Source organism: Methyloversatilis sp. RAC08 (genome assembly GCF_001713355.1).
In the GTDB taxonomy this organism is placed as follows: domain Bacteria; phylum Pseudomonadota; class Gammaproteobacteria; order Burkholderiales; family Rhodocyclaceae; genus Methyloversatilis.
This window is the reverse complement of the sequence record NZ_CP016448.1, coordinates 3105710-3124987: the sequence shown is the minus strand read 5'-3', so window position 1 is coordinate 3124987 and position 19278 is coordinate 3105710. Positions and strand designations below refer to the sequence as shown.

Here is a 19278-nt window from a genome sequence, read left to right as displayed (position 1 = left end):
TGGCACACCCATCCTTGCGCCATACGCGATTCGGCCGCGCGCATGGCGCTCCGGTTCATTCACAAATTCTTCATCTGCGTGTCACGTGCAGTTAGCAGACTTGCCTGTTGCGCTCCTTAACCAAAAAACCGGAATCCCAATGTCCATCGAATTCGAAGACGTGACTGAAACCCTTCGGTGCATTTCGATCAGCGGTCGCCTCGACGTTCCGGGCACCGATGCGATTGCAACCCGTTTCACGGCGCTTGCTGCATCGGTCGAGCGCCGCATCGTAGTGGACATCAGCGAGGTCAGCTTTCTGGCTTCGATGGGCATTCGGGCATTGATCATGAATGCGAAGGCGCAGCAACAGCGCGGCGGGCGGCTGGTGCTGTTCATCGGCGGCAATCAGGCGGTGGGCTCGGTACTGGAAAGCACCGGCATCGACGCACTGATTCCGATCTGCAAGGACATGGCGGAAGCACGGGTTGCCGCGCTTGCCTGATGAATACGTCGGCGCAGCGCTGCCCCAGCCTGCATTCGGAGTGCGTCATCCGGGCTGTCATCGATGATCTTCGAATTGCGTCCGCCTGGCTCGCAGCGACAGGATCGGATCACGGCCTGCCTGTCGAACAGATCATGCGACTCGATCAGTGCCTGGACGAAGCACTAGCAAACGTAATCGCGCACGGCGGGCCGGCCGCGCATGAGCATGAGGTGCGCCTTGTTTTCGTCACTCGAAGCGAGGGCTGCCGAGGTGAAGCTTCGGTTACGGTGATCGATTCGGGGTTCGCCTTCGACCCGCTGTCGGTCCGGCAAAAACCACGCCCGGCCAATCTTTACGATGCCGAACCGGGTGGACTTGGTCTCACGATGATGCGCGCCTTCGCGGATGCGCTGGAATATGGCCGCCACTCAGATCGCAACCATCTGACTTTCAAGGTTTGCTGGGACGAGCCGGCGAGCGGAAAACAGGACTGATTTCCGTGCCGATCCAGACCACGCGTTTCGGACGCTCCCGTGATCGTCGCTCCGAAGCACTGCACCGCGAACCGGACAACCGCATCGGGACCGCGGAGCGGCGTCTTTCAGGCATCGCATCTTTCGCCCTCTTCCGAAATGTCGACGCATCGATCGTCCAGGAGGCGATTGCGGACTGCGAGGTACTGACGCTGCTGCCGGGCATGCCCCTGCTGCACCCAGGTAGCTTGAACGACAACGTCTTTCTCCTGTTGTCGGGCGAACTCGGAGCGTTCGTGAGCGACAACCTGACTGCCGGGCCGGCGGTCACGATCACGCCAGGTGAGACCGTCGGCGAACTGTCCGCAATTGACGGCCAACCCGTCTCTGCGCTGGTCATGTCGATGACCACGTCGCGCGTGCTGCGTCTGCCGCAGACTGTCTTCTTTCAGCGACTGAGCGTCATTCCGGAGCTTGCCCGCAATCTGCTGACCATCCTTGCCGCGCGGATGCGCCGAAGCAATCTGGTGATGCTGGAGTCGCAACGCCGGCGACTGGAGCTCGACTATCTGCGCCAGGAACTCGACATCGCACGTCAGTTGCAGGCGAGCATGCTGCCGCATCAGCGCCCGCTGTTTCCCGACCGGGAGGACATCGATATCGCAGCGCTCATGGAACCGGCCTCCGCCGTGGGCGGCGACCTCTTCGATGCCTTTTTTCTCGACCACCGACAACTATTCTTCTGCGTCGGCGATGTCTCGGGCCATGGCGTTCCGGCTGCCCTGTTCATGGCTCGGGTAGTTGGTCTGATGAGGGTGACCGCGATGGGAGTGCGGGAGCCCGGACGCCTCATGCAGGAACTTAACGAGCAACTATGTGCCGGCAACGACACGAACATGTTCGTGACCCTCTTCTGCGCCATCCTCGAGGTGGATACGGGTCGGCTCGCATACGCCAACGGCGGGCACTGTGCACCGTTACTGGTTCGCCACGGCACGCCTTCTTTCCTGCCGCTGCCGAAAGGCGCCCTGATTGGTGCCATTCCAGGCGCAGCCTACGCGACACGGGAGATCGTGCTCGGTTCCGATGAGACGCTGCTCTGCTTCACGGACGGCGTGACGGAAGCCGAGTCCCCCGACCGGCAGGAATTCGGCAGCGAGCGTCTTGTCGAGGTGGTCACGCTACGGGCCATGGACACCCTCGAGGGCCTGATCGAGGGAATACGCAAGGCAGTCGCGGATTTCTCGGCACCGCATCAGCCCGAGGACGACTGCACGCTTCTGGCGCTGCGTCGCACCACTCGCGCACCGGGTGCTCGATGAACACGGACACATCGGGCGCAGCAACGGCGAAACACCCAGCCCCAGGATGAGGCGCATACCCATGAAAACGCACCATTCAGAGGCATCGATCCGTGCCGAACGATTGCAGGCGGCCACGACACCGGTGAAACCAGCCGCTTGGAACATGAATTTTTGTGTCCGATTTCACGCTGCGGTGCAGACACTTCAAATTTCAGGACCTAGTCCCTTGCTCTCCTCAACTGATAAGGAAACGCGGCCGAAAAGGGCTCAACCGGATGATCTCGAGAAGGTGGGTCAGGGGCTTGAGCGACCAGATCCTTCACGAATCCACGGCGCCGGGAACGGGTCTCCCATCCTCTATGCCGGGGATGGAAGCCCGCGACCTCAGATCAGAAATCTGTTTGGCAGGATTCTTGCGGAGCATGGGGCTCAAAACAAAAAGGCGGGGAGACACTGCGTGCGCACATCAGCTGGGGGCCCATCAGCCTTGCTTCTGTCGGTCGTTTTCTCATCCTTCCCGCTTTCCTCACTCGCGGCCGGCACCTGCAAGGAACCTGCCGGACGCCTTGCATCCATCGAAGGCCAGGTACAGGTGCAAACGGGCGCGCAGACTGGCTGGCAACCAGCGAAGCCGGAACAGATCCTTTGCCGCGGTGATTCGATCCGGGTGGGCAAGTCTGGGCGTGCCGCCGTGGTGCTGGCTAACGAAGCGGTGATGCGGCTGGACCAGAACACGACCATCCGTCTGCTCGAAATCAGCGGCAAGAAGGAAGAGCGGTCCTTCGTCGAGCTGGTCAAGGGCGCGCTGCAATCATTCAGCCGCAAGCCACGACTCATGTCAGTCAACACGCCCTACCTGAACGGGTCGATCGAGGGGACCGAATTCGAAGTACGGGTTGACGATGAACAATCTTCCATTCTGGTTCTGGAGGGCCGCGTCGTCGCGGCCAACGAGCGCGGCTCGGTCGCGCTCAAGCCAGGCGATCAGGCCGCGACCCGCGCGGGCGATGCGCCGACCGTGCGTACGCTTGTCAAGCCACGCGACTCAGTGCAGTGGTCGCTCCATTACCCGCCGATCCTGGCTGCAGGCGGCGAAGCGAATTCACCGCTGGAACGCGCAGCGCAGTTGCTCGCCGTCGGGCGGCAGGACGAAGCGGCGCGCGAAATCGACGTTGCACTGGCACGCGATAAGCAGTCCGGTCTTGCGTACGCGCTGCGGGCCATCATCCATGTGGTGCGCAATGAACGCAGCCTGGCGCTTGCCGCAGCCGAAAAGGGGGTGGCGCTGAACGACACTCCGGCGACGCGCATCGCGCTTTCTTACTCGCAGCAAGCGGACTTCCGCATCGAGGCGGCGCGCGACACGCTGCTTGCAGCAGTCGAGCGTTCGCCCGACGCCGCGCTGGCCTGGGCGCGTCTGAGCGAGCTGCAGCTGATGCTGGGCGAAAAGCACCGTGCGCGGCTTTCCGCAGGCAAGGCGGCGGAACTCGCCCCGGAGCTGGCCCGCGCCCAGCTCGTACTGGGTTTCGCATCGCTTGCGGAGTATCGCGATGACGCCGCCGACGTTGCCTTCCGGCGCGCCATCGAACTCGATCCGTCGGATCCTCTGGCCCGTCTGGGCCTCGGTCTGGCCCGCATCAGCAGCGGCGAACTGGAAGCCGGACGCGCCGACCTGGAGCTGGCCGTGGCGCTCGATCCGAACCAGGCATTGCTGCGCGCCTATCTGGGCAAAGCTTATTTCGAGGAGCGGCGCGACGCGCTGGACGACCAACAGTTCGACATCGCCAAGTCGCTCGACCCATTCGATCCGACAGCCTTCCTCTATGACGGTATCCGCAAGCAAACCGCAAATCGGCCGGTGGATGCGCTGATCGATCTGGAAGCGTCGGCCGCGCTCAACGATCAACGTGCCGTGTACCGCAGTCGACTGCTGCTCGACAAGGATCAGGCAGCACGCGGCACCAGCGTGGCGCGCGTCTACAACGACCTTGGGTTCCCCGACCTGGGCGCCGTTGAAGCCAGCCGATCACTGGCACTCGATCCGGCCGATGCCTCGGCCCACCGGTTCCTGTCGGACATTCACCAGAACACCCGACGGCGCGAGATTGCTCGGGTCAGCGAACTGACGCAGGCCATGATGCTGCAGGACCTGAACATCAATCCGGTCCAGCCGAGCACCAGCGAAACCAACCTCAACATCGTTACCTCGGGCGGTCCGGCCGGTGCCGGCTTCAACGAATTCACCCCGCTGTTCCAACGCAACCAGGCCCAGTTCAGCGCATCGGCGCAGGCGGGCAGCAACGGCACGCGTGGCGGTGAAGCGGTGGTTTCGGGTCTGTACGACCGCTACTCTTTCAGCCTGGGCGCACTCAATTATGAAACGGACGGCTGGCGTCGCAACAACGGGCTTGAGCAGGATGTGTACACCGCGTTTGCACAAGCTGCATTGAGCGACACGCTGAATGTGCAGGCGGAGTACCGCCACCGCGAATCGACCGAGGGCGATCTGGCCTTCAACTTCAACCCGGACGATTTCATCGCCAGCCGGCGCATCGGGCGCAAGCAGGAAACCACCCGTGTAGGCCTGCGTTACTCGCCGGCGCCGCAGACGCACTTGCTGCTGTCCTACATCCATGGCACGCGTGAAGAGAACCTGAGTGAAGTCATCGATCTGCCTCCGTTGCTTGGCACGACGACCTCGACCAACAGGCAACGCTCCCGTTCAAAGTCGGACCAGGTCGAAGGCCAGCTGCTGCATGCCATGGACACGTCGAATCTGGTCATAGGTGCCGCATGGAACAAATCGCGCCGGACCGACAACGTCGATCTGTCGATCGACGACTCGATTCTGGGCAACCTGCTGGCCATTTCGGGCCAGGAACAGTTTCCGACCCGCCACCCGCGGGCCTACGCCTATGTGAACCTTAGGCCGAACCCGTCAGTGGTCTGGACGCTGGGCGCCAGCTACGACAATTTCGAGCAGGACTCCTTTCAGGACCGGCGCCTGAACCCGAAATTCGGCGTGCAATGGGACGTGAATCCCGCGCTGCGGCTGCGCGCAGCCGCGTTCCAGGTGGTCAAGCCGGCGCTGACAGGCAATCGCACGCTCGAACCGACCCAGATTGCCGGCTTCAACCAGCTGTTCGACGACCTCAACGGCACGCGCTCGAAGCGCTACGGCATCGGGCTGGACTGGCGCGCGCATCAGCAGGTGCGCACCGGCGTGGAATTCACGCACCGCGACATGGACGAGCCGCTGCTCGATGCGCTTGCCGGCTCGTGGATAACCGAAGAACGCTCGGAACAGCTGCACCGGGTCTATGCGGACTGGACGATCACCTCGCGCCTTGCGCTGCACACCGAGCTGGCCTACGACCGCTATCGCAGCGAGCGCGGCATCGCGACCGCGGACAGCAACCTGCCGGAAAGCGTCGTGACCTGGAGCGTGCCGGTGCGCCTGAGCTATTTCGCGCCTTCTGGCTGGTTCGCCGGGCTGTCGGCGACCTATGTCGACCAGGAAGTGCGCCGTTCGCTGACCGCGACCCAGGCATCGGGCAACGACCAGTTCGTCGTTGTCGACACGTCGATCGGCTACCGGCTGCCACAGCGTCGTGGCGTGCTCAGTCTCGCCGTGAAGAACCTGTTCGACAGTGATTTCCGTTACCAGGACGACAGCTACCGCGAGTTCCGCGACGAGCCGGTCATCGGCCCGTACTTTCCGGAGCGCATCGTCATGGCCCGATTCACAGCGGGTTTCTGATTCCGAATTCCGGATTCGTCCGGATTGACACCGTCGTCACCACATCACAAATAAAGAGGTCACACACCATGCATACACTCGGCAGGAATCTGATCACCGCACTGATCATGAGCCACGCAACATTCACCCTCGCCTCGGACAAGGCAGTCACCGTGTTTCCGGCGGAAGGAAACAAGCAGTGTGCCGACTACGCCGCCAATAATCTGATCATTCAGATGGGCACGAATTCGCCCCAGACCTCCGGCGTGGTCATCGGCAGTGAAAACCCGCGCGATGCCGACACGGTGGGCGAATCGGCGAGCTATACGGTCTCCGGCGGGAAGGTTGTCGGCTTTTCCGCCGCGACGACGCCGGTCGATTTCGCGATCCTCAAATCCAACCGCAACGTTTCGGTCATCATCTATCCCTCCGGCGGCGTCACAGCCGACTCGAACATGCAGCTGGTGGTCGGCGGCGTTCCGCAGACCGTCAGCGCCATCAGCCTGTGCTACGGCCTGGGCAACGCGGCACCGCAGCCGCCGCTCGCCACCCCCATCAAGTCGTGCAACCTCGAAGCGACGCTCGATCAGACCGGTGTGTCCTGTCCCACCGGCGGACGTGCGCTGGTCTGCAATTTCGAACTGGATCAGCCGTTCTACGGTTTGAACGACGGCAGTGACACATGCTGCGTGTGTAACGACCCGAATTCGGTGCTGCAGGAGTGCAACCCCGAGCTCGCGGCCGGTGAGGAAGGTGCCTGTGTTCTGACAGCGGCGGAAAAGGCAGATCGCCAGCCGCCGCTGCCCGCAGGGGAAGTGACGACACACATCGAGCTGAACAACGACCCGTATTTCTGCACGACAGTCGCAGGTATCCGGAAGTGCTATCTGTACTGATCGGCGGTAAGGGCCCGGTCACCCGGGCCTGCATCGCCCGCCATGGCGGAAGACAATGTGACCCCGCTTCGAACCGATGCACAGCCCCAACCTGACTACGCAGGCGCCGTGGCCTACGCGCTGCAGCGCCTGCGTGCCGAGCTGCCCCCGTTTTTTTCCTATCATGACGTCAGTCACACAGAACACGATGTACTGCCAGCAGTGTCACGGCTGGCCCGGCTGGCAGGTCTGACCGACGCCGATCGGCAAGTGCTCGAAGTTGCAGCGGCCTATCACGACCTGGGCCACGTGCAGAACCACATCGGGCATGAGCAGATCGGCGTAAGTGTCATTGATGACGTACTGCCTGGTTTCGGTTTCGGCGCCCGCGACATCGAACGGATCTCCGGCATGATTCTGGCGACCCAGCTCCCGCAGTCGCCGCAGAACGCGCACGAAGCACTGCTTGCCGACGCGGACCTGGATTCACTCGGCCGGGAGGATTTCTTCGACACCAGCGAGGCACTATGGCGGGAGCGCGCAGCGCTCGGCTATCCGGTGTCGTGGCCCGAGTGGCTGGCGACCCAGCTCGCGTTTCTCGCGAGCCACCGCTACTTCAGCGACGCCGCACGCACGCTCCGTGACGCGGGCAAGCAGCGCAACATCGCCCGGCTTGAACAGCTGATCCGCGAACAATGCGATGCCAGTGCCCGGCAGGGTTGATCGCTGACGGGGCGGCCAGCGTGGCTATTTGGCATCCATCCTGATCACGCGCGCATCCTCTGGCGCAGGCGTACCGGCGCTATACATGCCGCAGCGCGTGCGATAGAAAAGGCTCGGTCCATCGTCCGGAAACGCCTGCAGCAGCGCTTCGAACGCGGCGGTGGCGGCATCCCAGCGGGCGCTGTGAAAGATCGCGAGCGCCCCCTCGAACTGGCGCGACAACGCGCGCTGCATGTCCGACACGGTGGTCTCGGTACCCATCACCTCGAAGATCGGAATGGCGCCCGACTTGCCGACAAACTGAAAATCGCCGAGCGGGCGCAGCAGGAAGCCATCCAGGCCATCGACAACCGCCTGCGTGGCGAGAATCTGCGTGCCGATGTGCTTGTTCAGACCCTCGATACGCGATGCGGTGTTGGCTGTGTCGCCGACGATGCTGAATACGAAGTGACCGCCACCACCTGCGTGGCCGACGTAGAAATTTCCCGCCTCCAACCCCACGCGCAGCGACGCCTTAAGCATCGGATGCCGCTGTTTGAAGCCGGTGATCGCGTCCGACGCCCCCAGCGCGGCCAATACCGCCTGACGGCGCACGGCTGCATCGGGCTTGTCAGCGGTCCAGGCACACATGATGGCATCGGCCCGGAATTCAGTTACATCGACTTTCTGTCGCTTCAGCGCACCGGCAAGCGTATCGAAGTAGTCGTTGAGGAATACCGCCAGCTGATCCGGCGGCAACTGTTCGGAAATGGTCGAAAAGCCGGACATGTCGGTCGCCAGGCAGGTGCCATAGACCACGCGATTGAAGGCATGCGGATCCACCTGGCGGTCAGTCAGGTCGCGAGCGACGTTCTCCGGCACGTAGTAGCCGAGCGCCTTGCTCATGCGTCGGCCGCGGCCGCGTTCCAGCAGGTACTGAGCCGACAGACCGAGGAAGAGCGCGAGCGGAAGCTGCACCAGCAGCGGCGTGGCGAGCGGCATCCACAGATCCGTGGCGTTGAACGACAACTGCGCGGCCAGCGCATAGAGTCCGGCCAGTGCGATGACCAGCGGTACTCCGGCGAGCGCCGGCAACAGATAGGCCAGCGCACCGGCGAAGAGGCCGAAGGCAAACAGCACCCCCGCGGTCTGCGCGCTGTCGAGCATGCGGATGCTGCGGTCGGTCATCAGGTTGCCGAACGCCGTGGCGGCGATCTCCACCCCGCTCAGATCGACGCCGTCATCGTTCGTGAACACCGTGTAAAAACGATCCGGGTGACCCGGGTCGTACAGGTCGGCGAAACCCACGAAAACCGTCCTGCCGCGGAAATCGAAAGTGCTGCGGCCAGTACCCGAGCCCTGCGCATCAACCAGATCCTGATAAAACACGGTCGGCACGGTACCCGGAGGGCCATAGAAATTCAGCAGGCGGTGCGGGTCGCCGCTGTACAGCGCACACAGTGCGCGCAGCAGATCCCGTTGGTCCGTCGGTAGGTCGGAGCGGGCTTCGATTAGGGCCAGCAGGCGTTCGCCTGCCGTTGGGTCATTTTCGAATCGTTCGCGAAAACGCCCCATGATGGTGCGCAGGCTGGCCGCCTTGCCAAGCCCGGCCAGATCAGCAGGCAGGTCATCAAGACCGGCGACGCCCAGTTCGCGCAGCATGCCCATCCAGATCGGGTAAAGCTTCAGCGCGTGCACCTGCAGCGCAGCTGCCGGCAATGTCGGCGCGTCGCCGACGCTTTCCTTGAACACCCAGAACTCGTAGACGGCTGCATCGATCTTGGGCAGCGGGAAGGTAGCCAGCCCCTTTGCGGCGTCGACCAGTGATGGCAACGGCTGGACTAGCTGCTCGACCCAGATCGATCCCGACGGGCGACCTTCGGCGTCGGTGACCGGCTGACGCTTGCCGGTCACCAGTTCGATCAGCACCACACGATCGGAACGGTCGACGGCCGCGGCAAATGCAACGTCATCGGCGCTCACCCTAGACTTGTCGAACTGCATGTCGAACACGATGGCCGACGCACCACGACGGGTCAGTTCGTCGACCAGACCAGCATGCACGGTGCGCGGCCAGTCCCGCGGCTGACTGGGCAGACCGAGATGTTCACCCGTGCGGCCGTCGATAGCGACCACCACGACCTCCTGCGGCGGGGTGACCGGACCACGGAGACGGAATAGCCACGACAGGCCGGCGCTGCGCTCGAAGCTGCCGCCACTGTCGATCACGCTGACGGTGATGCCCACCAACGCAGTCAGCAGACCGATCGCCAGGCCCTTCTGCGCACGTCTTTTGCGGCTATTCATTGATTGCGTATGGAGCCATCTGTCGGAGTTGAATCGGATCATACGGCAGGGCGCATCCCGTCCGGCACGGGTGGGTGGCGCCGCGATCACCAGCAATCGATCATGCTGCCATGCCATCCGTCTGCACCGATGAAGTGCAGTGGGCACGGGATTTGCCTTAACCCATGGTCACAAGGGAGAAAAGGACTACCTCACCATGCAATCTCCGATCCAGGCCTACCTGGAATGCTTGCACAACCGTCTTGCCGGTATTCAGGACGGCGCGCTTGCCAGCTACATCCCTGAACTCACCAAGGCCGACCCGGCCTGGTTCGGCATCTGTCTGGTGACCATGGATGGCACGGTCTATTCGGTCGGCGATGCCGACGAGGTGTTCACGATCCAGTCGATTTCCAAGGCTTTCGTATATGGCACGGCACTGGCCGACCGCGGGCTCGATTTCGTCAGCAGCAAGGTCGGCGTCGAACCGAGTGGCGACGCCTTCAATTCAATCAGTCTTGATCCCCAAACTGGTGCGCCGATCAACCCGATGATCAACGCCGGTGCAATCGCCACCACGAGCCTTGTTTGCGGTGACACTCCCGAAGCTCAATGGCAAAGGATAGAGGACTCGATCTCTACCTTCGTGGGCAGGAAAGTCAGCGTTGATGAGTCGGTATACCGCTCGGAAAGCGCGACCGGCTTTCGCAACCGCGCGATCGCCTGGATGCTTAAGAACTTCGGCATCATCGACGGCGAACCGATGGCGTCGCTTGAAAATTACTTCCGCCAGTGCTCGATCGAAGTGAGCTGCCGCGACCTGGGCTTCATGGCCGCCACGCTGGCAAACGGCGGGGTACACCCGGTCACAGGCAGGCGCGCGCTGCCGGCCGAGCACGTCGAACGCGTGCTCAGCGTCATGGCAACCTGCGGCATGTATGACTATGCGGGCAGCTGGCTTTACGAAATCGGTCTGCCGGCAAAGAGTGGCGTCGGCGGCGGTATCATCGCCGTGCTGCCGGGGCGCTTCGGCATCGCCATCTTTTCCCCGCTGCTGGATGAAAAAGGCAACAGCGTGCGTGGGATCGAGGCGTGCAAGCATCTGTCGAAAGACTTCAACCTGCACGTATTCACCCCGGCAGGCGACCCGCGCATGACGCTGGGCCGCCTCTACACCGCTGCCGACGCGCCGTCTCGCCGGCAGACCTCCGGCGATACGCGGGTCTGGCTCACTGCCAACGCGCATCGCATCAAGTACCTCTGCCTGCACGGCTTTCTGGGGGTGGATGGCATCGAATACGTCATCCGGCGCATGATAGGGCTCGCGGCCGAAACGCACAGTTTCATCCTGGACATGAATCAGGTAGATGGCATGTCCGAGAGCGCGGCCACGCTGCTGCACCAGGCGCGACTCGGTCTGATGGACGAGGGCATCGCCGTCGTGTGCTCGCGCATCCGTGATGGCTCTCCCGTAAAGGAACGTCTGCGCAAGACGACACCCAGTGGCGACCGAGGCGTACTGCACTTCGAAGACAACGATCTGGCGGTCGAATGGTGCGAGAACCGCTTGATCGGTGAGGCATCCTGCAGCGCGATGTCGTATCGACCGCTGGCGGACTCGCTGTTATTCACCGGCATGCCCGAAGCACTCATGCAAAAGGTGCATGAGGCTGCCTACCCGCAGCAGTTCGCCGCTGGCGCGCAGATTCTAACGGTGGGCGAAGCGTGCGACGGCCGCGTGTACTTCATCGAAGCGGGTCAGATCAGCGTGTTGATACCGACGGAAGACGGCAAGCACCAGCGCATTTCCTCGCTCGGTCCGGGTACGAATTTCGGCGAAATGGTGTTACTGGGCCAGAAGACGCGTACTGCCACCGTTTATGCCGACAGTGATGTACGGTGCAGCGTTCTCGAGGTGCGAGATTTCGACCGCATTTCGTTGGAAAACCCCGAATTCCGGAGCGTCATACTGGAGAACCTTGCGCGGGATCTCGCCGACAAGTTGCGTCGCTCCACACAGTGCGTGTCGGCATTGGCCTGAAAGGCTGACTTTCGCCGACACCTTAGGGGCAACGAGCGTCGCATGCCCTTGAAGGGCATCGCGTTCGGATGGCCCGTCAGTCGTTCCGTTACCATGCGACCTCCGGCCTTCCGCGTAAATGAACGCCATGATGTTGCAAGACCCCGGATTGCGGCGCAGCACCAACCTCGTCGACAGCCAATGGATCGCTGCCGACGACGGCGCGACGCTGACCGTGCGAAATCCGGCGACAGGCGAATGGCTGGCCGACGTACCCCGCTGCGGCGCGGCGGAAACCACGCGGGCGATCGAAGCGGCGGCACGCGCCCTGCCCGGCTGGCGCGCGCGTACCGCGGCAGCCCGCGCCGTCGTGATGCGCGACTGGTTTGCGCTGATCCTGGCGCACGAAAAGGACCTCGCAGCGCTGATCACGGCCGAAGGTGGCAAGCCGCGCGCGGAAGCGCTCGGCGAGGTGAAATACGGTGCGTCCTTCGTCGAGTGGTTTGCCGAAGAAGGCCGACGGGTCTATGGCGAAACAATCCCGTCGCCGGCGCCCGACACCCGACTGCTGACGCTGCGCCAGCCGGTCGGTGTGTGCGCCGCCATCACGCCGTGGAATTTCCCGCTTGCGATGATCACGCGCAAGGTTGCACCGGCGCTGGCGGCCGGCTGCACGATCGTCGTGAAGCCGTCGGAACTGACGCCGCTGACCGCGCTTGCGCTGGCTGAACTGGCCACGCGCGCAGGCGTGCCGCCGGGCGTGCTCAACGTGATAACCGGTGATCCGGCACAGATCGGCGATACGCTGTGCGCCGACCCGGCGGTGCGCAAGCTGTCCTTCACCGGTTCGACCGCGGTCGGCCGGCGGCTGATGGCGCAATGCGCCCCGACCCTGAAACGACTGTCGCTCGAACTGGGCGGCAATGCGCCCTTCATCGTGTTCGACGACGCCGATGTCGATTCCGCAGTGCAGGGCGCGCTGGCAGCCAAGTACCGCAACAGCGGCCAGACCTGCGTGTGCGCCAACCGCTTCATCGTGCAGTCGGGCATTCATGAAGCTTTCGTCGCCCGGCTGGCCGACGCATCGGCTCGGCTGGTGGTCGGCGATGGCGCCGATCCGGATGTCGAACAGGGGCCGCTGATCAACATGGCAGGGCTTGAGAAGGTCGAGGCGCTGATCGCCGATGCAAAGGCGAAGGGTGCCCGCGTGCTGTGCGGCGGGCGCCGGCATGCGCTCGGTGGCACGTTCTTCGAACCGACCGTGCTGGCCGATGTGACCCCTGCGATGCAGATCGCACGCGAAGAGGTATTCGGCCCGGTGGCACCGGTGTTCCGCTTCGATAGCGAAGTCGAAGCCATCGCGCTGGCCAACGACACCGAATACGGACTCGCCGCGTATCTGTATACGCGAGACATCGGCCGCGGCTGGCGCGTCACCGAAGCGCTGGATTTCGGCATGGTCGGCCTGAACACCGGACGCATTTCCAACGAGGTGGCGCCATTCGGCGGCATCAAGCAGTCCGGCTTCGGCCGTGAAGGGTCGAAACACGGCATCGAGGACTATCTCGACATCAAGTATCTGTGCGTCGACATCGGTCAGGCGCCCATCGGGTCATGATCAGGCCGTGACCCGCGCATTCGCCGATCACTTCGCCACGCTCGCCAGCCAGTACGCGAGCAGCCGCCCGACCTATCCGGCGGAACTGTTCGACTGGCTGGCCGACCATTGCGCCGCGCGCGATTGCGTGTGGGACTGCGGCACCGGCACCGGTCAGGCGGCGATCGATCTCGCCCGCGTGTTCGGGCGGGTCATCGCAACCGACGCCAGCACCGCGCAGATCGCAGAAGCCACCCCGCATGCGCGCGTCGACTACCGGGTTGCACCGGCCGAGGCGTCGGAGCTGGATGATGCATCGGTCGATCTGGTCGTCGTCGCCCAGGCGCTGCACTGGTTCGATCTTGACCGCTTCTACCCTGAAGTGCGGCGGGTGCTGAAACCGGGTGGCGTGATCGCGACATGGTGCTACGGCGTACTGCACGTCGGCGGCGAGGGTGATGCGGTGGACCGTCTCGTGCAGCACTTCTATCGCGACGAGGTCGGCCCCTGGTGGCCGGCCGAGCGCCTGCATGTCGAAACCGCTTACCGCGACCTGCCCTTCCCGTTCCCGCTGCTGCCCGCGCCGGACTTCGCGCTGTCGGCGCGGTGGACGGCGGCGCAACTGCTTGGCTACCTGCAAACCTGGTCTGCCACCGCGCGCTTCAGGGCCGCGAATGGCTTCGATCCGGTCGAACGGCTGTCGGTCGCCCTGCTCGCGGCGTGGGGCGACCCGGCGCAGGCACGGACGGTCAGCTGGCCGCTGTCGCTGCGCGTCGGGTTGCGTTAGGGCCTGTTTGACATTGAATCGTGATCGCGTTTGCAGCGTACGTTCCGATGCGCTCAGCGATGCGTGAAGCGGGCGCTCACGGCGGGCGCCCAGCTCGACGCAATGACTGCGCCGGCGAGCATGAATTCGAGATTGACGAACAGATATTCCAGCGGCGGATAGACGGTCGCCCCGTCCCACGGCACGCTGCCGGCCAGCGCAACGACGGCGAACAGCGGGCGCGCCCAGCGCCGGAACAGCAGCAGGCCGGCGGTCGAGATCGATGCCAGCGCCAGATACACCATGCCGCCGATGCCGGTCATCCAGCTCGTCGCGTCCTGCGCTGCAACGTAGCCGCGGAGTGGCTCGGGCAGGTCAGGTGCGGTGGCGATGTGCGACACGACCGCCAGCACCACGCACAGCAGGTAGAGCGCGATGAGCATGCGGAAGATTTTTGGTGTCATGGCTTTTCGGTGCGGTGGATGAAACGCGACGGAAGCACGCACGGCGCGGCACGATTCGGCAAGGGGTGTCCCGGTGCGCTCATTCTTCGCCGCCACGGCGAGCGGCCTTGATCGCCGAACGGTGGGTCTTGCCGGCCAGCCGTCGTTCGACCGCCGCGCGACCGGGCCGCGTCGGACGGCGAATCTTCGCGACATGGGCGGCCGAGGCAATCAGTTCGTCCAGCCGGCGCAGCGCCTCGGCACGGTTCTTTTCCAGACTGCGGAAGGTCTGCGCCTTGATCACCACGACGCCCTCGTTGGTGATGCGCTGGTCTCCGAGCGCAAGCAGTCGCGCCTTCAGTTCGTCCGGCAGCGACGAGGCGCCGATATCGAAGCGCAGATGCGCCGCACTCGACACCTTGTTGACGTTCTGCCCGCCTGCCCCCTGGGCGCGAATGGCGGTGAATTCGATTTCATCGGGCAGCAGGGTGTAGGGCATGCGCATGACGGAAGGCGACCGAGGCGGCGATGCCGGATTGTGCCCCGGACCGGGACGGTTTTCAGTTCCTGCGTTTGCGGGCGGGCAATAGACGGTCGTACTCCTCCTTCACGACGCCGTAGCACTCGCACACACGCTTTTCCATCTTCGAGCGCTTGACGACGGTGATGAGGCCGCGCGAGCGCGCGATCAGCCCTTCCTTCTCGAGCAACCCGAGCGTCTGTGTCACGCTTTCGCGCCGCACACCGAGCAGCTTGGCGACCCGCTCCTGGGTGACGGCCAGTTTGCAGCCGTCCAGCCGGTCGATGCTCATCAGCAGCCAGCGACACATCTGCTGGTCCAGTTCATGGTGCTGGTTGCACACCGCGTTCTGCGCCGTCTGGCTGATCATCGCCTGGGTGAACAGCAGCGACAGGGCCTGCAGATGACCGCCCAGCCCGAACTCGTTCTGCATCACCTTGCGGCTCAGACGGTAGGCCTGTCCGGCGCTCTGCACTTCGGTGCTGGTGGGCATGCTTTCGCCACCCATGAAGATCGAAATGCCGACCATGCCCTCGTTGCCGACCAGCGCGGTCTCGCTCGAAGAGCCGTCTTCCAGCGAATAGAGCAGCGACACGATGCCGGAAACCGGAAAGTGCAGGAAATTCACATGATCGCCGGATTCCGACAGGGTCCAGCCGATCGGCATGTCGACCAGTTGAAGATCGGGCAGCAGGCGCGCGAGGTCCTTGTCAGGCAGTGACGCGAGGATCCGGTTCGCCGTCGGATCGGGCGGCGATGCACTTTCGGCATCTTTGGTCGACATGGCCTGTCCCTTCGAGGGTGGGTTGGAGTATCTGGAGGTACGGAAAACCGCGTGAATGGAAGGCCGGTCGCACTGCACCGCAGGCCGCTGCAGGCGACGCTGCGGAGATGATCCGCGCCGCCGCCCGTCATGCGTATAGCCCGTATCCGGCCGGGTGACAACTCGCAGAGTCCCCGGGCCGGCTTTCGAGTCACGAAGGTCGTCCGCCACGAGCCGATCATTGGCCTTCGCGGCGAGCGCGCACCGGGCATTCCAGACAGAAAAAAACCGCGTGTCCGCCATGGCGGACCCGCGGCTTCACTGGCCTGCGGTCCGATCAGCTGAGCGACTTCACATGACCGATCATTTCCGACACGACGCCCTGCGCCGAGCCGTAGCACAGGCGGCAGTTCTCTTCGAAGAACAGCGCGTTCTCGATGCCGGAATAGCCTGCGCCCTTGCCGCGCTTGATCACGATGACGTTCTGCGCCTTGTCGGCATTCAGGATGGGCATGCCGTAGATCGGGCTGGTCTTGTCGGTGCGGGCAACCGGATTCACGACGTCGTTGGCGCCGATGACCAGTGCCACGTCGGCCTGCGAGAACTCTTCGTTGATTTCTTCCAGATCGAAGATCTGCTCGTAGGGCACGCCGGCTTCGGCCAGCAGCACGTTCATGTGACCCGGCATGCGGCCGGCCACAGGATGGATGGCGAACTTGACCTCGACGCCCGCCTCTTCCAGCAGCTTGGTCATCTCATAGACCTTGTGCTGGGCGCCGGCCACCGCCATGCCGTAACCCGGCACGATGATGACCTTCTGCGCGTAGCGCATCATCGACGCGGCATCCATCGCCGAGCACTCCTTCATCGTGCCTGTCGGACCCGAACCCGCCTGCGCTTCGCCGGTGATCGGCGAGAACAGGATGTTGGTGATCGGGCGGTTCATCGCCTTGGCCATCAGCTGTGTCAGCAGCGTACCCGCTGCCCCCACCACGATGCCTGCGATGATCAGCGCCGGAATGCCCAGCACATAGCCCTCGAAGCCCACGGCAAGACCGGTGAAGGCATTGAACAGCGAAATGACCACCGGCATGTCGGCGCCACCGATCGGCAGCGTGATGATGACGCCCAGCACCAGCGACAGCACGAAGAACGTGATGATCTGGGTCGGTGTCGGGTCGCCGCTGACCACGATGCCGACGCCCACCAGAACCGTGACGAGGGCCAGCACGATGTTGACGGCGTTCTGCGCCGGCAGCCGCCAGGCCTTGTTCATCAGACCCTGCAGCTTGGCAAATGCCACGCAGGAGCCCGAGAACGACACCGCGCCAATCAGCGCGCCAAGTGTGGCGAGCGTCGTGAACACCACACCATGCACGCCGCCGCGCGCAAATTCGAGCGCGGCGATCGCTGCGGCAGCACCACCGCCCATGCCGTTGTAGATGGCAACCATCTGCGGCATGTCGGTCATCTTCACCACCTTGCCCGACCACCAGGCTGCGACGCCGCCGATGACGATGGCGAGGATGATGAGCCCGAAATTCTGCATGCCGGGCGTGAAGAAGGTGACCAGGGTGGCCACCACCATGCCGATGCCCGCCCACACGATGCCCTTGCGCGCAGTGACCGGCGAGGCCATGGCCTTCAGGCCGAGGATGAACAGTACGGCGACGACGAAATAGGATGCGTCGACCAGGAGTTTTGCAGTCACGTTGTCGGCTCCCTCAGTTCTTCTTGGTGAACATGGCGAGCATGCGCTCGGTCACGACGTAGCCGCCGGCAGCATTCGCCGCGCCCAGCACCACGGCGATGAAGCCGATGGCGAGCTGCAGCGGATCTTCCGGATCGGCATGGCCGAGCACGACCATGGCACCGACGAGCACGACGCCGTGCACGAAGTTGGAACCCGACATCAGGGGGGTGTGCAGGATGACCGGCACACGGGCAATCACCTCATAACCGGTGAAGGCGGCGAGCATGAAGATATATAGCGCTTCCATCATTCGATCCTTTCTTTTTGGGCGGGCTCAGAGGCCGAACACCTTCTTCACCATCGTGTGACGTACCTCGCCACCGTGGGTCAGCGCGGTACCGGAGATCACATCGTCTTCCCAGTCCGGCACGAACTGGCCGTCCTTGACGAAAGGTGACAGCAGGTTGAAAAGATTCTTGGCATACATGTCCGACGAATGCACCGGCATGCGCGACGTGATGTTGGTCGGGCCGATCACCAGCGCATTGCCGACATGCACCGACTGGCCGGCGATCGTGCCGTCGACGTTGCCGCCGGATTCGCACGCCATGTCGACCACGATGGCGCCGGCCTTCATGCCCTGCACCATGTCGAGCGTGATGATGCGCGGCGCGCGCTTGCCCGGAATGGCCGCGGTCGTGATGAGCACGTCTGCGTTGGCCACCGCCTTGCCCAGCTTCACGGCCTGCTGCGCCTTTTCCTCTTCGGTCAGCTCGCGCGCATAGCCGCCTGCTCCGGCCGCCGACACGCCGGTATCGACGAACTTGGCACCCAGCGATTCGATCTGTTCCTTGGTCTCCGGCCGCACGTCATAGGCTTCGACGATGGCGCCGAGCCGCTTTGCCGTGGCGATGGCCTGCAGACCGGCGACGCCGGCACCGATCACCAGTGCGCGGGCCGGGCGGATCGTGCCCGCGGCGTAGGTCAGCATCGGAAAGAATTTCGGGCACTGGCCGGCGGCTATCAGCACGCACTGATAGCCGGCCACGGCCGCCTGCGACGACAGCGCATCCATGCTCTGGGCACGCGAAATGCGCGGCACCAGTTCGACGGCGAAACTCGTGATGTTGCGTTCGGCCAGCCGCATGGCCCGCGCGCGGTCTGCATAGGGCTGCAGGAAGCCGGTCAATACGGCGCCCGGCTTCAGCGACTCGATCTGCATATTGGTCGGCACGCCGACCCGCAGCACGATGTCGGACTGCGTGTGGATCGCTTCGCTGCTGTCCGCGATGGTCGCGCCGGCGGCGACATAATCCTCGTCGCTGTAATGGCTGCTTGCGCCCGCGCCGGTCTGCACCTGAATCGCGGCGCCCAGTGCGGCAAACTTCTTGACCACTTCGGGCGTCAGCGCCACGCGCTGTTCGCCCTCGGCCGACTCCTTCGGCACACCAATGGTGACTGCCATGTACCCTCCCCCGTAATGAACTTCCTGCGCTGAACATCGTGCTGCCCGACCGCGTCGATGACGCGGCGGCGCCGATGTTTCTGAATGCCCGGTAGGTCGCGGAAGCTGCCCCCCCGGCCGGCTTCGCATACTATCCTCAGGCAGCGCGGTGCGCAGGGGGGTATAC

General features: G+C 63.8%; 16 protein-coding genes. 9 read left to right on the top strand and 7 right to left on the bottom strand.

The features are described from left to right. The first annotated feature begins 139 nt into the window (after positions 1–139). The 6 genes from BSY238_RS14295 (at position 140) to BSY238_RS14270 (ending at position 7580) form a co-directional block, all read left to right on the top strand. Positions 140–484: an STAS domain-containing protein gene (locus BSY238_RS14295; RefSeq protein ID WP_069039731.1), complete on the top strand. Its 345-nt coding sequence runs from the start codon at positions 140–142 to the stop codon at positions 482–484. After that, positions 484–960, top strand: a complete 477-nt coding sequence (locus BSY238_RS14290) for an ATP-binding protein (protein ID WP_069039730.1) — start codon at positions 484–486, stop codon at positions 958–960. Before BSY238_RS14295 ends, BSY238_RS14290 begins: the two co-directional genes overlap by 1 nt. 5 nt (positions 961–965) lie before the next feature. After that, entirely contained in the window at positions 966–2261 is a 1296-nt protein-coding gene (locus BSY238_RS14285) for a PP2C family protein-serine/threonine phosphatase (protein ID WP_150123949.1), read from the top strand. A gap of 673 nt (positions 2262–2934) precedes the next feature. Continuing rightward, positions 2935–6003 (top strand): TonB-dependent receptor domain-containing protein, encoded by a 3069-nt coding sequence (locus tag BSY238_RS14280; RefSeq protein ID WP_190295022.1) that lies wholly within the window; start codon positions 2935–2937, stop codon positions 6001–6003. A 68-nt stretch (positions 6004–6071) separates the two neighbouring features. Then, complete coding sequence (locus tag BSY238_RS14275; protein ID WP_069039727.1) at positions 6072–6878, top strand: hypothetical protein; 807 nt, start codon at positions 6072–6074, stop codon at positions 6876–6878. Between the two features lie 57 nt (positions 6879–6935). Further along, positions 6936–7580: an HD domain-containing protein gene (locus BSY238_RS14270; protein WP_190295021.1), complete on the top strand. Its 645-nt coding sequence runs from the start codon at positions 6936–6938 to the stop codon at positions 7578–7580. Between the two features lie 24 nt (positions 7581–7604). On the opposite strand, the gene BSY238_RS14265 is transcribed toward BSY238_RS14270, so the two are convergent. Next, a complete protein-coding gene (locus tag BSY238_RS14265) occupies positions 7605–9866 on the bottom strand; it encodes a CHASE2 domain-containing protein (protein WP_069039725.1) in 2262 nt (753 codons plus the stop codon). A gap of 139 nt (positions 9867–10005) precedes the next feature. Between BSY238_RS14265 and glsA the strand changes: the two genes are divergently transcribed. From glsA to BSY238_RS14250, 3 genes are all read left to right on the top strand, one after another. After that, positions 10006–11886, top strand: coding sequence for a glutaminase A (glsA, locus tag BSY238_RS14260; RefSeq protein WP_150123948.1), 1881 nt, complete (start codon positions 10006–10008; stop codon positions 11884–11886). Between the two features lie 127 nt (positions 11887–12013). Further along, positions 12014–13483 carry an NAD-dependent succinate-semialdehyde dehydrogenase gene (locus tag BSY238_RS14255; RefSeq protein WP_083224158.1) on the top strand — a complete coding sequence of 490 codons (1470 nt, stop codon included), beginning with the start codon at positions 12014–12016 and terminating at the stop codon, positions 13481–13483. 7 nt (positions 13484–13490) lie between these two features. Beyond that, positions 13491–14249, top strand: coding sequence for a class I SAM-dependent methyltransferase (locus tag BSY238_RS14250; protein ID WP_069039722.1), 759 nt, complete (start codon positions 13491–13493; stop codon positions 14247–14249). 53 nt (positions 14250–14302) lie between these two features. Here the strand turns inward: BSY238_RS14250 and BSY238_RS14245 are convergent, their stop codons facing one another. The 6 genes from BSY238_RS14245 to BSY238_RS14220 form a co-directional block, all read right to left on the bottom strand. Further along, positions 14303–14692, bottom strand: a complete 390-nt coding sequence (locus BSY238_RS14245; RefSeq protein ID WP_069039721.1) for a hypothetical protein — start codon at positions 14690–14692, stop codon at positions 14303–14305. A gap of 79 nt (positions 14693–14771) precedes the next feature. Next, entirely contained in the window at positions 14772–15170 is a 399-nt protein-coding gene (gene arfB / locus BSY238_RS14240; RefSeq protein WP_223300147.1) for an alternative ribosome rescue aminoacyl-tRNA hydrolase ArfB, read from the bottom strand. Between the two features lie 61 nt (positions 15171–15231). Next, positions 15232–15975, bottom strand: coding sequence for a Crp/Fnr family transcriptional regulator (locus tag BSY238_RS14235; RefSeq protein ID WP_069039719.1), 744 nt, complete (start codon positions 15973–15975; stop codon positions 15232–15234). Positions 15976–16291: 316 nt separating this feature from the next. Further along, entirely contained in the window at positions 16292–17665 is a 1374-nt protein-coding gene (locus BSY238_RS14230) for an NAD(P)(+) transhydrogenase (Re/Si-specific) subunit beta (protein WP_069039718.1), read from the bottom strand. A 13-nt stretch (positions 17666–17678) separates the two neighbouring features. Continuing rightward, positions 17679–17957, bottom strand: a complete 279-nt coding sequence (locus BSY238_RS14225; protein WP_223300146.1) for an NAD(P) transhydrogenase subunit alpha — start codon at positions 17955–17957, stop codon at positions 17679–17681. 24 nt (positions 17958–17981) lie between these two features. Further along, a complete protein-coding gene (locus BSY238_RS14220; RefSeq protein ID WP_069039717.1) occupies positions 17982–19112 on the bottom strand; it encodes a Re/Si-specific NAD(P)(+) transhydrogenase subunit alpha in 1131 nt (376 codons plus the stop codon). Positions 19113–19278 lie beyond the last annotated feature (166 nt).

Bases quoted from the DNA above. Each gene is read 5' to 3' on its own strand.
- BSY238_RS14295 (WP_069039731.1), top strand. From the start codon at position 140: ATGTCCATCGAATTCGAAGACGTGACTGAAACCCTTCGGTGCATTTCG.
- BSY238_RS14290 (WP_069039730.1), top strand. From the start codon at position 484: ATGAATACGTCGGCGCAGCGCTGCCCCAGCCTGCATTCGGAGTGCGTC.
- BSY238_RS14275 (WP_069039727.1), top strand. From the start codon at position 6,072: ATGCATACACTCGGCAGGAATCTGATCACCGCACTGATCATGAGCCAC.
- BSY238_RS14265 (WP_069039725.1), bottom strand. From the start codon at position 9,866: ATGAATAGCCGCAAAAGACGTGCGCAGAAGGGCCTGGCGATCGGTCTG.
- BSY238_RS14255 (WP_083224158.1), top strand. From the start codon at position 12,014: ATGATGTTGCAAGACCCCGGATTGCGGCGCAGCACCAACCTCGTCGAC.
- BSY238_RS14245 (WP_069039721.1), bottom strand. From the start codon at position 14,692: ATGACACCAAAAATCTTCCGCATGCTCATCGCGCTCTACCTGCTGTGC.
- arfB (WP_223300147.1), bottom strand. From the start codon at position 15,170: ATGCCCTACACCCTGCTGCCCGATGAAATCGAATTCACCGCCATTCGC.
- BSY238_RS14235 (WP_069039719.1), bottom strand. From the start codon at position 15,975: ATGTCGACCAAAGATGCCGAAAGTGCATCGCCGCCCGATCCGACGGCG.
- BSY238_RS14225 (WP_223300146.1), bottom strand. From the start codon at position 17,957: ATGATGGAAGCGCTATATATCTTCATGCTCGCCGCCTTCACCGGTTAT.
- BSY238_RS14220 (WP_069039717.1), bottom strand. From the start codon at position 19,112: ATGGCAGTCACCATTGGTGTGCCGAAGGAGTCGGCCGAGGGCGAACAG.